At 47.0% G+C, this 15,615-nt stretch carries 13 protein-coding genes; 6 read left to right on the forward strand and 7 right to left on the reverse strand.

Annotated features, from left to right (window positions below):
* Positions 1-154: 154 nt before the first annotated feature.
* Both MKX75_RS05780 and MKX75_RS05785 read left to right on the forward strand, forming a co-directional pair.
* Positions 155-1,354, forward strand: a complete 1,200-nt coding sequence (locus tag MKX75_RS05780; protein ID WP_339168852.1) for a glycosyl hydrolase family 28-related protein — start codon at positions 155-157, stop codon at positions 1,352-1,354.
* Between the two features lie 336 nt (positions 1,355-1,690).
* Positions 1,691-2,485 carry an SH3 domain-containing C40 family peptidase gene (locus tag MKX75_RS05785; RefSeq protein ID WP_339168853.1) on the forward strand — a complete coding sequence of 265 codons (795 nt, stop codon included), beginning with the start codon at positions 1,691-1,693 and terminating at the stop codon, positions 2,483-2,485.
* A gap of 121 nt (positions 2,486-2,606) precedes the next feature.
* Here the strand turns inward: MKX75_RS05785 and MKX75_RS05790 are convergent, their stop codons facing one another.
* A complete protein-coding gene (locus MKX75_RS05790; protein ID WP_082762671.1) occupies positions 2,607-3,515 on the reverse strand; it encodes an ArsR family transcriptional regulator in 909 nt (302 codons plus the stop codon).
* Positions 3,516-3,693: 178 nt separating this feature from the next.
* On the opposite strand from MKX75_RS05790, the gene MKX75_RS05795 reads away from it, so the two are divergent.
* On the forward strand, positions 3,694-5,199 hold the full coding sequence (locus MKX75_RS05795) for an alpha-N-arabinofuranosidase (RefSeq protein WP_339168854.1): 1,506 nt from the start codon (positions 3,694-3,696) through the stop codon (positions 5,197-5,199).
* A gap of 335 nt (positions 5,200-5,534) precedes the next feature.
* On the opposite strand, the gene MKX75_RS05800 is transcribed toward MKX75_RS05795, so the two are convergent.
* On the reverse strand, positions 5,535-6,287 hold the full coding sequence (locus MKX75_RS05800) for an MBL fold metallo-hydrolase (RefSeq protein ID WP_339168855.1): 753 nt from the start codon (positions 6,285-6,287) through the stop codon (positions 5,535-5,537).
* Between the two features lie 131 nt (positions 6,288-6,418).
* Between MKX75_RS05800 and MKX75_RS05805 the strand changes: the two genes are divergently transcribed.
* Positions 6,419-6,850, forward strand: coding sequence for an Lrp/AsnC family transcriptional regulator (locus MKX75_RS05805; protein WP_339168857.1), 432 nt, complete (start codon positions 6,419-6,421; stop codon positions 6,848-6,850).
* A gap of 41 nt (positions 6,851-6,891) precedes the next feature.
* Here MKX75_RS05805 and MKX75_RS05810 read toward each other — a convergent pair whose 3' ends face one another.
* The 3 genes from MKX75_RS05810 to MKX75_RS05820 all read right to left on the reverse strand — a co-directional run bounded on the left by MKX75_RS05810 (position 6,892) and on the right by MKX75_RS05820 (position 11,049).
* The gene (locus MKX75_RS05810) at positions 6,892-7,392 is read right to left on the reverse strand and encodes a hypothetical protein (protein ID WP_076331893.1); all 501 of its coding nucleotides are present in this window, start codon (positions 7,390-7,392) and stop codon (positions 6,892-6,894) included.
* Between the two features lie 104 nt (positions 7,393-7,496).
* Positions 7,497-9,314 carry an ABC transporter ATP-binding protein gene (locus MKX75_RS05815; protein ID WP_339168858.1) on the reverse strand — a complete coding sequence of 606 codons (1,818 nt, stop codon included), beginning with the start codon at positions 9,312-9,314 and terminating at the stop codon, positions 7,497-7,499.
* Complete coding sequence (locus MKX75_RS05820) at positions 9,307-11,049, reverse strand: ABC transporter ATP-binding protein (protein WP_339168859.1); 1,743 nt, start codon at positions 11,047-11,049, stop codon at positions 9,307-9,309. The genes MKX75_RS05815 and MKX75_RS05820 overlap by 8 nt, the downstream gene beginning before the upstream one ends.
* 361 nt (positions 11,050-11,410) lie before the next feature.
* Here MKX75_RS05820 and MKX75_RS05825 point away from each other — a divergent pair, with 361 nt between their 5' ends.
* The gene (locus MKX75_RS05825; RefSeq protein ID WP_062832972.1) at positions 11,411-12,334 is read left to right on the forward strand and encodes an S-layer homology domain-containing protein; all 924 of its coding nucleotides are present in this window, start codon (positions 11,411-11,413) and stop codon (positions 12,332-12,334) included.
* An 81-nt stretch (positions 12,335-12,415) separates the two neighbouring features.
* Here MKX75_RS05825 and MKX75_RS05830 read toward each other — a convergent pair whose 3' ends face one another.
* On the reverse strand, positions 12,416-13,930 hold the full coding sequence (locus MKX75_RS05830; protein ID WP_339170361.1) for a glycoside hydrolase family 43 protein: 1,515 nt from the start codon (positions 13,928-13,930) through the stop codon (positions 12,416-12,418).
* A gap of 172 nt (positions 13,931-14,102) precedes the next feature.
* Here MKX75_RS05830 and MKX75_RS05835 point away from each other — a divergent pair, with 172 nt between their 5' ends.
* Positions 14,103-14,969, forward strand: a complete 867-nt coding sequence (locus tag MKX75_RS05835) for a helix-turn-helix domain-containing protein (protein WP_145146361.1) — start codon at positions 14,103-14,105, stop codon at positions 14,967-14,969.
* 76 nt (positions 14,970-15,045) lie between these two features.
* On the opposite strand, the gene MKX75_RS05840 is transcribed toward MKX75_RS05835, so the two are convergent.
* Positions 15,046-15,615, reverse strand: coding sequence for a YdeI/OmpD-associated family protein (locus tag MKX75_RS05840; RefSeq protein WP_339168861.1), 570 nt, complete (start codon positions 15,613-15,615; stop codon positions 15,046-15,048).

The raw sequence follows: 15,615 nt of genomic DNA on the forward strand, positions 1-15,615 counted from the left end.
GTAGGAATGATATGAACGATACAGGTTAAGCCGGGGAGAAATCCCTGGCTTTTTTTTTTATGAAAATACTTAAAATTTGAACGATCTTGACCGAAGAATATAAAGGGTAATTATGTAATTAATTCAACTATTTTAAATGAGAGGAAGGTTGAGTATGTTTAATGTTTTTGGGAAAAAGATACGAATCAGCTTGTTGCTTGCCATGGTTATTACGTTTGTTCTTCAAGATTTTACAGGGGGGATCCACGTCGTCGAAGCAGCGGGTAACGTCATTAAGGCCACGGACTTAGGTGTGAAGGTCAACTCCAAATCTTCACAAACGAAGGAAATTCAAAATGCATTGAAGTATTTCTATGACCGGGGCGTAGAGGGAACGATTCATTTTCCAAAAGGAACCTATCTGGTAGACGAATCCATTCGTCTATATGCAGGAGTAAGTCTGTCCGGTGACGGAATAGGCCAAACGATATTTAAGAAAACCGGATCGGCAGGCCAATATGTGATTGGTAACCCGATTCTGCGCAACAATGATCCACGCCTCAACATCAAATTATCGGATATCACGATCGATGCAGATCGTACGAATCGCGAGGCCCGTGGTGAGAGTCAGGTAGGCGGCATCATTATGGATATGGCTGTATCTCACCTCACATTGGACCGCATGGAGATTCGGGATACAACGATTGGTGCACTGCTTCGCAGAACGAAGGATTCGGAGATTATCAATAGCCGTTTTGACCGGAATAATGGACATGCCATTGCGACAGGACACGAGAGTTATCCGGCAGGTGAGTTCACGAATGTCAAAATTATGAATAACCAAATTACCAACTCAGGCGGGGGCAGTGGCATCAATCTGTCACGTGCAACCTTCACAACGGTATCCGGGAATCAGATTATTAATAAAACTCATCAAACGGATGGATACGCAGGTATTCGCATTCCCAATGAAGGCGCCAACAACACGATTAATAACAATGTGATTGAGAATTATCCGCGTGGAATCTTTGTACTAACGGGTGCGACAGGCAACCAGGTATACGAAAACACGATTATTAATGCATCCTTGCAGGCTATTCTGGTTGAATCGAACAACAATACATTCACCAGCAATACCATTTTCCAACGAAACGCAGCACTGAAACCCGATGCAATCATTCGACTGGCTAATGCCAACAACAACAAGCTCATTGGTAACGAGATGACGACGAACGCTGGGTTTTCCGGGATTGGCATCCGTACCACTGCATCAAGCAACAATGAGATCCGAAATAATGTGACCGACACTGCTGGCAAATCAATCAGTATCGAGGGTGGAAGCAAAAATGTGAACACGGGGAACCGTAATCGGTAAATGAACCATAGTAATGTTTACCATATTTGCGATTTTAAACATTAAAACCTAGTTCTTATGACGCATGTCCTGGATGAGAATTTACCTAGCTCTTATACCGCAGAAAAATGAAGTACATCAAATAGTTACAATAATTTAACCTTTGAAAAAGAAGGAATCGGCAGTGTTTTTTACCAGCAGATGAAGGACAGACCCTGATACTTAGTGCTCAAGTGTGCCTATATCAATACAGGACTTTCGACTGATGAACGTTATGGATAGCCCGTTTACAATGGGGCAAGCCCGGGAGAACCAAGCCAGGTTAAAATTCTGTAACATCAGGGGGAACTCGACATCATGAACTGGAAGAAAACCATTATTACGGCAAGTGTCACAGCAACGATGCTGATGGGAAGTCTGACGACAGGAGCACTAACGGCACAGATATCGGCAGCTGCTGTTGACAATTCACAAGTAAAAGTAATCTGGGGTGTAAACCTACGCACATCACCTACTTCTTCTGCGAAGGTTGTTCGCATGGTCGCTAAAGGGGAAACGGTAACGGTACTTCAGAAATCCGGTTCGGATTGGTACAAGATTAAGGATTCTGCTAACCGGACAGGCTACATATCTTCTTCATCCAAATACACACAAGCTGTTAGTGGCAGCACAAGCGGCTCAGGTTCAGATAGTGGTACATCGGTTACTGGCAATGCGGCTGTGGAAAAAGTGATTGCGGCGGGGATGAAATATTGGGGTACACCGTACGAATTCGGAGCTAGTCGTAGCAGCACAGCTACTTTTGACTGTTCCAGCTTTGTACGTCAGGCCTTTATCGATGCACTTGGCATCAAACTTCCAGCGGATTCCCGCAAACAGGGAGCCTATGTGAAAGAAAAGGGTGCGGTTCAGACCAACTGGAAAAACCTGAAACGCGGCGATCTGATGTATTTCATGTCTTATAAAGGCAGTTCTGCATCATCGTATTCGGGCGTGAATAAATCCACTGCAACCATTACGCACACAGGGATTTATCTGGGCGACGGCAAAGTATTACACACATATTCCAACGCTGGCGGTGGTGTAACGACTAGTGATATCTCAGGCAAACATTGGGAGTATCGCTTCCTGTTCGGTGGTAGTGCACTGTAGGTTAGTACAAGTACCCTCTTCGTTATTCTGCAAATGTTCATAATTTATACAAAACACCTTCCATTCTGCCTTTGACAGGCAAGTGGAAGGTGTTTTTGTGATATTTATTATTCCGATCAACTCAATCCTGATAATACAGTCGGAACAGGATATCCTGGTTGTAGTTACCGAATCCCTCACCATACAAGGTAAGACCGCCTACATGCTGGGCATCTTCTTCCACGGAGAGACGCAAGGTCCACTGGTTTCGTTCCACCGGAATATCCGCGAGTGTGATCTCGGACAAGTGCTGTCCATCAATAAACGTACCTTCATTCGTAATTCGCAGCACCTTGAGCATGCCGTATTGATTGACACTGTCACTCCACCATTCCGGGGTGAACATGCCGCGTCCGTTGCCTGAATCTCCGGGGCTTGTCCATTCCCCCAATCGGATGCCATTAAGCATGAATGTAATATCCGAGGGCCAATTCGGATTAACCGAAGGGGCTTCTGACCCTATTTCGAGTGATAATTCAATGGCATTGATCTGTTGTCCGGATAAGATATAGTTTGGAATTTTGTACTCCACGAATCCGCGGCCAAACCATAGAATATGGGCGTGCATGCGCTCGGGGTCGAGGAAATAACGAGGGTCGTCGTATTGTCCAATGACCTGAGTAGATGTAGCCAGACCACATGTGGGATAGACATCAAAATGAGTGTAGTGCCCCACTGGTACAGAAACCTCATGGAGCTTGCGGGATGTGCCGGTTTCCTGAGGCATGGAGATGCCAATCCAGTCTACAGCAAGGCTGTTCATTTTATGTGTGCCGCCGTCTTTGCGTATCATTTTGGACTGAATAATGCCAACATCCTGAAGTTTGCGGACATGCATGGTTACGATAGCACTACTCAAACCGAGTGAAGCAGCGAGGTCTTTCACATTCATCGGAGTCTCTGCAACGAGGCGGATGATCTGTAGACGGACTTCACTGGCAAGTGCTTCATATAGGGGTAGCCATTCGGCATCGGTATTTGCTCTAATCACAAGTGTTCCTCCATTTTCGTGTATAGAATTAAGTTAAACATAAATTCAGTGAAAAGAATAACATTTAGCAAAATTCCTGTTGAAATTAACGCTATAATCGATTTTAATATAAATATGAACGTTGATCCATAGAATATCAATTAATTTTTATATTAATCTTAGGGAGTTGAAATTCATTATGGAAAAAGCAAAAATGACGGTAGACAAAGATTTTACAATTGGAGTAGTTGATAAGCGTTTATACGGTTCATTCATTGAGCATCTCGGACGTGCCGTGTACGGTGGAATATATGAGCCTGGACACCCATCTGCGAACGAACAGGGTTTTCGCAAGGATGTGCTGGAGATGGTTAAGGAGCTGCAAGTACCGATTGTACGTTATCCTGGGGGTAACTTTGTATCCGGTTACAATTGGGAAGATTCGGTTGGACCGGTGTCTGAACGCAAACGCAGATTGGAACTCGCCTGGAGAACGATTGAGACCAATGAATTTGGCTTCAACGAATTCGTGGATTGGGCGAAACAAGCCAATTCCGAAGTGATGATGGCGGTCAATCTGGGAACACGCGGCACGGATGCAGCACGCAACATTGTAGAGTACAGCAACCATCCGGAAGGTTCGTATTATAGTGATCTTCGCATCAAGCACGGATACAAGCAGCCTCATGCGATCAAAACATGGTGTCTGGGCAACGAGATGGATGGTCCGTGGCAGATTGGTCACAAAACGGCAGATGAGTATGGACGGTTAGCTGTTGAAGCGGCAAAAGTCATGAAGTGGACGGACCCGACGATTGAGCTGGTAGCCTGCGGAAGTTCGAACCTGAATATGCCGTCGTTCCCGGAATGGGAAGCAACGGTGCTGGATCATACGTATGATCACGTGGAGTATCTGTCTCTGCATCAGTACTACGGCAACCAGGAGCAAGATACGCCAACCTTCCTGGCGCGCTCGCTTGAAATGGATCGTTTTATCGACACCGTGAAGGCGACCTGTGATTACATCAAAGCGAAGAAGCGCAGTAAGAAGACGATGTATCTTTCCTTTGACGAGTGGAATGTATGGTATCACTCCAATGAAAATGATTCGAAGATGGACCCGTGGCAGATTGCTCCACCACAGCTGGAGGATATCTACAACCACGAGGATGCACTTCTTGTCGGCTGTATGTTGATCAGTATGCTGAAACATGCGGATCGGGTTAAAATGGCATGTCTGGCACAACTCGTTAACGTAATTGCACCAATCATGACAGATACGGGCGGCGGCTCATGGAGACAGACGATCTTCTATCCATTCATGCATACGTCCCTCTTTGGACGTGGAACAGCATTGGTGCCATTGATCCAGTCTCCAAAATACGATACCAAACAAATCACAGATGTTCCTTATCTGGAAGCTATTGCGGTTCATAACGAAGAGCAAGGTGAAGTGACCGTATTTGCAGTCAACCGCCATCTGGAAGAATCCCTTCCGCTCGAAGTGGACCTGCGGAGCTTCGGGAAGTGTACCGTGATCGAGCATATCGTGCTGGAAAGTGATGATCTCAAAGCAACGAATACCGCCGCACAACCGAACCGCGTCGCACCTCATAATCGTGGGGGTGCAGTTGTATCTGATACCCTGATTACGGCGAGCTTGGCGAAAGCATCATGGAACGTAATTCGATTGAAAGTGCAGTAATGGATTAAGAAAAAAGGATGGGATACGTGGGAGGGCAATGGCAGGCATGATGCCCGAGAGGGAAGCCTGCGGCTCAGCGTGTTCCTTCAATTAAAAAAGCTGGGTGCGAGTTGATCGCATCCAGCTTTTTTTCGTAACGAATCTAGGACACCTTATTGTGCCGATTATCGTTATATTCGAAATTTAAGGAATCGGAGACACGTTATCCTAGCAAATAGAGGGATAAATCTCCGGAAAAGCGTGCCCAGTGAGAAAATAACGTGTGCTGAGTTCGTTACAATCCACCCACCTGTGTGAAAGGTTATTTATCTTCCGCTTTGCTTCCGCATCAAAAATTAAAATTCAAAACTTTCGCCGTCGCGTGGAATGAGCACCTGACCATCTAACTGCTCGGATGCCAGATAAGTAGCGAGATCCGTGCGAGACACCACACAATGGTTAATCACATCCATGTGCACAGCGATGACATGAGCAGACGGTGCATGGCGCTTCACGGCGACAACATCAGGCCCGTCCATCGTAATGGGATCACCCTCCACGAAGCGTGCACCGCCGGCATTCACGACAATGACTTCAGGCGAATATTGGCGGATGGCCTCAGCAGGTTCTTCACACCAGACGGTATCCCCAGCAATATAGGTGACAGGTTCTGCATCTGCTTCAAGTACGAAACCGGATACGTTGCCCATACGTTCGCCGATCTCTCCTGTGCCGTGCTGTCCCGATGTACGGGCAAATCGGACAGAGTGATGCTCATGCTTCTCATTTACAGGCGTTACATCCGTGAATCCGGCTGCCAGAAATACGTTCTCGTCCCCAGGCTGGCAGATTAGAGGAATGTCCTTGCCAAGTTGTTTAGCAGCTGCTTCATCCCAATGGTCCAGATGGGTATGTGTGACAATTAACAGATCCGGATGCAGATAATCCGTTTCGGTTTCAGGCAGACCGATGCTTGGATTACGTAACTCATTCGGTGTGTTTGGAAATGCAGGCATGACATCAGCGTCCATCAACATGGGATCAACGAGGATGTTCAGCCCTCCGTATTCAAGCCAGAGTGTAGCATGGCGAATCAATTGAATTTTCATTATATTTGCACTCCTTCGGGTTGTTGAATAGTATTACCCTATATGGTATACAACCCGTTTAATGTCGTACATAACATGATGAATGGAATTAGGCCACACTAATTTCACCGTGAAAGGATTGCTGATTCAAGATGAATGAAATGATAGATGATACAGATATACGCATTTTACAGATCCTGATTCAGGATGCCAAACGTTCTCACAAAGAGATCGGTGAAGAGGTTCACCTCACAGGACAGGCCGTTGGTGCAAGAGTGCGCAAGCTGCAAGATCTGGGTGTAATTGAAGGGTATACGGTAAAATGGAACCCGGAACGCCTTGGGCTTGGCCTTCAGGCCTTTGTTACGGTTTTCTTGAACTCCGGCGACAGACATGCTGCCTTTCGTACATTCATTGCTGAACGTAAGGACATCGTTGAAGTCCACCGCGTCAGCGGAGAAGGCTGCTATCTGATGCGGGTGCAAACTGGCACCACAGAGCAGCTTGGTCAACTGCTGGAAGCATTGCTGCCTTACGGAAATTACAAAGTTAGCCTGTCCATAGGTGTAGAGAAATCACAATGATGTGTGGGAAGCTTGAAGCTTGTCCTCATCCATCCCGATACTCAACCATTTTGCTGTTGTTCCTGCAAAGTCTCCTGAAGCAAAGTCACTGCTTGGTTCAGCTCTTTTTTGCTCAGCAGATGATCCGTCTGAATATGAGACCGTGTGCCGTCCTTTAGGAACAGAACGATCATGGGAGAAGCGGATAGGAGCCACTTGCTGCGGGCAGGTGAGGCGTGTTCGATTTTGCGAATCCGGCTCCATGGAATCCTCCGTTTGCCAGTACTTATAGACTCATCATCCCAAGACAACAAAACAGCGGGGGTTCTGGTTAGTCGAGACAGGAACATGAAGAACAACGGCCCGATCAACCACATACCCAGTACGGCTGCGATAGAATAATATATGGTCTCCAGTCTTTCGGCTTGTCCATCCACGATGATCCACAATAAGCTCACGCACAAGAGAAGGAACAGGAAGCATAAACTTCCTTTCCATAGAGCCGTGCTGCGTCGGTAACGAATGTGTTGGTCATCATGCTCGGGTGTTTCGGGTTGTTGCATAGATCCTCCTCCTAATCAACATTGCTGCTCGCTATGCCAAACGTGCCGCCTGCATAAGCAGAGCGGCATGTTCAACGTTCTTTGTTTACTATAACTCAGGTTCATTACCCTGATATAGCTGAATTTTTACCTGCATCACGCGCATGGGTATACAAGTCGGCATACACGCCTTTGGCTGCGATTAATTCCTGGTGCGGACCTTCCTCCACAATCTCACCATTCTCCATTACGAGAATTCGATCAGCATGCATCACCGTAGACAGGCGATGGGCAATGACGATGGTTGTGCGTCCCTGGGATACTGATTCCAGCGCCTGCTGCACAAGTTGTTCGGTGTGTGAGTCCAGATTGGCCGTTGCTTCATCCAGAATGAGCACTCGGGGCTGGAACACCACGATCCGGGCAAATGAGATCAACTGCCGCTCCCCGGCAGATAGTCCGCTTCCGCGTTCGGATAGATGCGTATCATATCCTTGAGGCAAACGTGAAATCATCGTATGTGCTCCGACAAACCGGCAGGCCTCAATCGCCTGCTCTCGCGTAATATCCTCACGAAACATTCTCACATTATCAATGATGGAGCCGGAGAAGAGAAAGGGTTCCTGTTGAATCAGACCCACGATCCGATGAAGCTTAGCCTGCGGCAGATGCCGGATATCGGTACCATCAATCTCAATACTGCCCTTGTCTACATCATAGAAGCGATTGAGCAGGGAGATCAGTGTACTTTTGCCAGCGCCTGTTGTGCCCACGATACCTACCATTTCACCCGGATAGAGGTGCAGGTTCATCTGCTGGATCAACGGCCGATCTGCCTGATAACCGAACGACACATCATTAAAATCAATCTGGCCCATCACACGCTGAGGTTCCATTGATGACGCCCGTTCGGGTGTGGGATCGGCAACCTCAGGCCGCGTATTCAGAATGTTCCAGATGCGATCCATTGAAACGGTAGTCGACTGGAACGTATTCCACTGCATCGTAATCTGGTTAATCGGTTGAAAAAATTGGCGAATATAGCTTATAAACGCGTACAGTACCCCAACTTGCAGGGACTCACCCAGTACAGCGCGACCTCCAAGCCAGACCATCATGACCAGTGCCGCATTGCCAAGGATATCAAATGTTCGGTTGAATATGACATTGGAGCGGGCTTGAGCGATGTTGGCTTTCAGATGGAGCGCATTCTGTTCCGAGAAACGTTTCTTCTGTTCTTCTTCCTGGTGAAAAGCTTGAATTAAGAACATACCGGACAGGTTTTCCGCCGTAAAAGCAATCAAGCGGGAAAGACGCGTACGAGCATTTTGATATGCTTTTCGCAGTCGACTACGGAATAATACGGCAACAACCGCAATAACAGGAAGAACGATTAGAGAGTAACTCGCCAGAACAGGATCAAGCTGGAACATAAAGACGATAATGAGCACCAGCATCATGCCATCCCGAATCAGACTGAGTAGCACCTGAGTGAAGAAGCTACTGATGGTCTCCGTATCACTGGATACGTTCGTGACCAGACTTCCGATATGAAAACGGTCAAAGAAGGACATGGACATTTTGGAGATATGCTTGAACAGGTCCTTTCGGATCCGGGATACAATGTTCTGTCCCACGTGCTGCAACAGATTATTCTGGATATAGGTAAAAATAAAACTGATGACAGCCAGCCCGAGAAAGATGGCTGCGAGCTGAACGAGAAAGCCGACACTGGTCTGGCCTACGGCCAGATGATCATCGATGGCGATCTTCACCAGATAGGGTTGCAGCAGATCTGCCGATATGCCAAGCAGTGAACAGAAGAAGATACCGGCAAAAGCCCATTTATGTGGTTTGGCGTATGCCATCATGGCCTTAAACGAAGTTCGTTTACTCTGATCGGCCTCTTCATCTGGGCGAAGTTCAGCGTTAGCGTTAGACATGATGTAATCCCTCCTCCTGCAAACGGTAGGTTGCTGCATATAACCCCTTGGCAGCCATCAGCTGAGCATGTGTTCCCTGTTCAGCGACTCGCCCTTCATCCAGAACGATAATATGGTCCGCATGACGGACCGCGCTGATGCGGTGAGAAATGATTAATGTGGTCTTGCCTTTGCCGATCTCACGCAGGCTGCGCAGAATCCCACTTTCTGTGACGGCATCAACCGCGCTCATGCTGTCATCGAGGATGAGAAGCTGCGCCTGTTTGATCAATCCCCTCGCCAGACTTGTACGTTGCCGTTGTCCTCCAGATAGCGTAAGTCCTCGTTCGCCAAGTAGGGTATTGAAGCGGTCGGGAAAACGGACAATATTGTCATAGATCATAGCTTGGCGCGCACTATGCTCGACTGTCTCCAGCGATGCTTCCCGGTCGCTAAATGCGATGTTATCCCGGATGGTGGTGCTAAACAGGAATCCATCCTGAGGGACATAGGCGATACGTGACCTCAGGCTTTCAAGGGACAACTGCCGAATGTCTGTACCATTGATGCGGATTGTTCCTTCAGGTGCTTCATATGTACGCAGCAATAGCTTAACGAGGGTGCTTTTCCCTGAGCCGGTCTTGCCTACAATCCCAACCGTTCGCCCGGCACGGATATTCAGTTGAATGTTTTTGAGAGCAGGAGATGAACTGCCAGGATAGGAGAAGGTTAGATTCTCCATGGTGATCTCTTGTACGGTTTGAAGCGCTGTAGCTTTAGGAAGCTCACGCACATCTGCTACTTCGCTCAGCAGGTCATTCACTCGCTCCAGGGATGCACCCGAGCGCTGAACGGTATTAATGACATTACCGATCTGCTGAAGTGGTCCCATGATGATGCGCAGATATAAGGTTAAGGCGACAAAACTTCCGAGTGTGATGGAATTCTGCATGGTCATAATACCTCCGACAAGCAGAGAAACGACCAATGAGATGGCTCCCAGCAGCGGGAGTAAGGCTTGAAACAAGGAAGACAGACGAACGAGCCGAAGCTGTTTGCTCTTGATTGCATCGACGGTGGTTCCAAAGCGTGCGCGGGCACTGTCTTCAATAGCAAACGTCTTGGTTACGCGAATGCCACCCAACTGTTCTTCTGCGGATTCCGTCATGGTTGCAAGAGCTTCCTGTACGTCACGAGAGCGTTTGCGAATCCGTGGACCAAAAAACACGACCAGAAATGGAATCGCCAGTAAGGGGACAACACTGATCAAAATGAGCGTCAATGGAATCCCGCTAAGCAGCATCATGACAATGCAGGACAGTAGCAGGAAGGTGGCATTGGTCATGAGTGTCACACCGTTGGATATGGCTTCACGGACGGAAGTCACGTCATTCATGACATAACTGAGCAGTTTTCCGTTTCCCTGTTTGGAGAAATAATGCTCGCTAAGTTCGGAAAACTTACTGAATATACGCTCACGCGTCATGAATTCAAAGCGTCGACCGAGCTTCATAATCATGAATTGTCCGGTACCGAACAGCAGATTATACCCGATGGCAATAGCCAGAAGGGACAGGCTGTACCTTACGACGGTCTGCATCTGAAGCGTATTCTGCATCAACTGATCCGTGAAACTGCCCAGTATGCGGGGCAAGGATGCCTGCCCGATATTGGAGGCAATAATTAGAAGAATAGCAACCAGATAGACAGGCCAGTTCGACACAACATAACCGCGAAGTAATCCTTTCTTGGACATAAGCGTTGTTCTCCTTTTGGTATAGGTGAAGTCAGTTCAGCAGGTGGAGTCAAGAAAAGGGCCGACACCTGTTATTAGCGCGTCGTGCCCTCTTACTGTATGCGATCCGGTTTGCAGTTTATCCGTCATCCGATGGATTTCTCTATTCTTATTTTTGCGCTAATCCCAATCAATGTCAACGAAGCCACTTAGCAGAAAGCAAGTGGGTTACATTATCGGCTTCGGAGAAGAGATGTATGCCGTGTTCCTGTGCTGTATTCACCATTTGTCGAAATTACTGAAACATTTTCCAAGGGTATCCCGTCTGTAGGAATGAAGAGGTAAAAAATAGGCTTTACTAATCATATGGAGGTGCCAGGAAATGAAACATAAAAAAGGATTGGCTGCAACACTTGCGCTCTGCGTTTCTTTGACAGCAGGAGGTGCATCGGTACTCGCTTTTTCAGATGTGAAGGATGAAGGACAGAAGTCGGTTGTGGATTCTTTGAAATCAAAAGGTATTGTTAACGGAGTAACGGCGGATCTGTTCCGTCCAGATCTTGCATTGTCCGAGCCTCAGGGTGTTCAACTGATTGTGAATGCATTTGGTCTGAAAAATGCATACGCTGCATCTTCCGCTCAGGATAAAATTAGTCCAGACACGTGGTATGCTGATGCTGTTCAAGCGGCTACGCAAAACGGATTGTCCATTCCGGTAGAATTGAATCCCCAAGGCAAGATGACACGCGAGCAATTTGTTATTTTGCTTCATGAAGGTATCAACACAACCGGGACTTATCCGGTCATCATGAAGTATAATCTTGTTAAGGACGAAAATAAAATCGGTAAGGACGCCATATCTGCAGTCCAGAACTTGCTGAACATGAACATCATTGAACTGGATAAGGACGGTAACTTCCGTCCAGATCAGTCGCTTACCCGTATGGAGGCTGCAAGCATGATCTTCAATGCACTTGAATTTGTGGATAAACACGGCAACGGCGGCTCAGCAGAGCCAGCTCCAACCAATCCAGGTGAAGGCCAGCAAGCGATTGTACCTGAAGTGACAACGACGAAGGTTGATGACAAAACAACCAAAGTTAAACTCAGTGCTGAAATGCCACACCCTGGTTATGGACTGAAGATTGATGATGTGAAATTGGAGAAGGATGGACGTGCCATCGTACTCTATTCCATTATTCAACCTGATCCGGACATGATGTATCCAATGGTCATTACAAATGTGACTGCAGAAGCGGATATCCCAACAGGCTATACGGCAGAAGCTCAGCCTTCTGGGAAGTAATCAATTCTCCTGAACAGAATATAGCTTAACTTAAACCCACCCTTCATGCATGCATGGAGGGTGGGTTTATTCTGCTGGAGATTATTCTTCCAGAGGTTCATAGTCGAACCAATCGAAACTTGCAGGGGTGCGTTCCCCCGATGGATCGTAGGCATACATGGCTACAATAACACCTGTGAAACCACTTGCTACTTCGGTAGATAACAGATGGGTTTCACCTGAACCTACTTCAATGGCATCGGATGAGCCTTGCTGGTAGAGGAACGTAAAGTGATTACGGTCGGCCTTGATCTGTAAAACAACCGGACCCTTCTCACAGTCAAGCATCTGTACCGTTCGTAGAGAACCGACAGTTCGCCGTAGTATGATTTTCTTCTGGTCGTCGATCTTTGTTACAGCCAAGTCATAATGATATTTATTATTCATAAATACGGTTAAACCCGCTTCACCGCCGCTTGCACTTGGCTCATAATGCAGTTCGGTCGCCATGTTACATAAGAAATGGCTCAATCGACGCCCGACAAAGGCTGGATTTTGTCCATCATCGAGCGAAACCGGATGACCCCGCAGGATGAGTTGCCCGGGATTTTCTGTGAGCGTCCAACTATCCGGAGCCGGGTTGCGCAGGAAGATCCAGTTCATGTCCAAAGTTGATTCGTCAAAATGATCCCGAATAGCCTGATGCGACCAGGGGTGTTCAGGCAACGAAGGGCCAGTCATCTCCGGCTCAATATGTCCGTCCACACCGATCATCGGCCAACCGTCATCCGTCCACATGACAGGTGCCAGGAACGTTTCGCGTCCCAGATGGTGCCGCATGGGGTAACCTGCTGGACGAAGGCCCAGACATACAGCCCACCAGCTTCCATCCTGAATCTGGACAAGGTCTGCATGCCCGGTTGCATGGATACTGGATTTCATGCTGCGATTGGACAGAATCGGATTATGAGGACACGGATCAAATGGTCCGTATGGATTTGCACTTCGAGCAATGGTCTCCATATGACCATACTCGGTTCCACCTTCGGCGATCATGAGATAGTAGAGGTCGTTTATTTTGTACAAGTGGGGGGCTTCGGGGGCTGCTCCTCCGGTTCCCGTCCAGATCAATCGACTATTGGTCAGTCTGGCTCCGGTCGTGATGTCTATCTCGCACTGATAGATGCCTTCGCCTTCATTGCCATTACAAGCCGTTTGAAAGTATATACGTCCATCATCATCAAAGAGGAAAGAGGGATCTATGCCGTCCTGATCAACAAAAATCGGAGCAGACCATGGTCCCTCGGGCTGGGCACTACGTACATAAAAATTTCCGCCGCCGCTTACATTGGTTGTTGTCATATAGAACCAGCCATCATGATACCGGAGTGTTGGAGCATAAATGCCGCCAGAGCTGCCCGCGTTCGCTAGAGGGAGTTGTTCAGTGGTAGTAAGGACATGGCCGATCTGTCGCCAGTTCACAAGGTCTTTACTATGAAAAATAGGCACACCCGGAAAATATTCAAAGGTACTGGTCACCAGATAGTAGTCTTCGTCTACACGACAGATGCTTGGATCGGGATAAAAACCCGGAATAACCGGATTGGTATATTTCATCATGTTATGCTCCTATTCATTGTGAGAGTTTAGTACGAATCTGGACATATTAGAGAATCCTTGCTACAAGGCGAATTATAACGGATTTAAGGATATTGAACCTTGATTTTTCGGTCCTGGAATAGCATGATATAGACATTCAGCCCAACAATGTTTGTGGAGGGGAATGCTTTTGAGTAATGCCTATTTGAGATGGTTTACTTCAGATCATCAACAATTTCCGTTTTTCATTCAGTATGGTGGACACGTTGAGGACATGGAGCTTCATAATCATATGGATTTTACGGAACTTGTGATTGTTCTGAATGGTCATGCAACCCATGTGGTGAACACCGAGGAATTTTTTATTAAAAAAGGAAACGCGTTTGTCATCAATGGTGACACCCATCATGCGTATAAAGACCCTCATGATTTTAGGATCTGTAACGTGATGTTCAGTCCCGAGATGCTTGCTTCGGCTGGGCCTGATCTCAGGAAATCCAACGGCTTCCAGGCACTGTTTGTTTTGGAACCGTTCTATCGCAATACCCACTCATTTCCGAGTAAACTGGCGTTATCCATTTCCAGTCTGGAGTATGTCGAATCGTTGATATCGTTCATGATTGAGGAGTATCACAGTAAACAGCAAGGCTATCAGACGATGTTGATCTCACGTCTAACGGAGATGGTTGTATATTTGTCGAGGCAATATGATACGCAGGAAAAGGGCATTGAAGGCAACAATCTGATGCATCTGGCGAATGCCATTTCATATATTGAAGATCATTATCTGGAGCCATTGTCGCTGGAGGACATTGCGGGGAAGTCGAACATCTCGATAAGGCATCTGAATCGGATTTTTCGATCCTATTATCAGATGACTCCGATCTCTTATCTGCAGAAGTTGCGTCTGGAAAAGGCATGTCATTTATTGAAAAACGGGAACCTGTCCATTACGGAAATTTCATATGAATGCGGATTTAACGACAGTAATTATTTCACCCGTCAATTCAAGAAAGCCTATGGCAAGTCTCCCAAAACATACAGGCAAAATCATTAATACCTGACTGGATATAAGAAATCAAAACAGGGCCTCCGCATAAGGGAAGTCCTGTTTAATGTTTTTCAGAGACACGTTAATAGTCCAAAAGTCGTCCGTTATCATGCCACTGACCGTACATTTTATTTTCCTTCGTATTGGTTATGAATTTGTCCAATCGACTCTGGAATAATGCGGGCTGCTGTTTCACACTTTGGATCGTATCGATCCGAATCTTTTGATACAGAGCAGGGAAGGCGATGAAATTCGCATAAACCTGTTGATCCTCTTTCAGCCTTTGTTCGATTACACCATCGATAATGAAAGCATTCGGGTCCATAAAAGGGAGAACCTTTCTACCTTCGTCATGCATGAAGCCCAACTTTTCTAGACGGCGGACACGTTCCTTGTTCAATTCAGTCCAAGAGCTTCGATGGCTTCGAGGAGACAATCTCTGTGCTAATTGAGTCTCGGATATTTTCTTTTTGATTCCATCGATCCATCCAAAGCAAAGCGACTCTTCAACCACGTCCAAGTACAGCAGGGCATCCGAAGTTGGTTTCATGCTTACGATGACCCAGCAAGATTTCTGGACTTTTCCGTGCTCTTGCAACCAATTTCTCAATTCATCCCTCGATGTCACGGGGATACAATGTACATTTTCCAT

This window comes from Paenibacillus sp. FSL R5-0341 (assembly GCF_037975235.1).
GTDB classification, from domain to species: Bacteria; Bacillota; Bacilli; order Paenibacillales; family Paenibacillaceae; genus Paenibacillus; species Paenibacillus amylolyticus_A.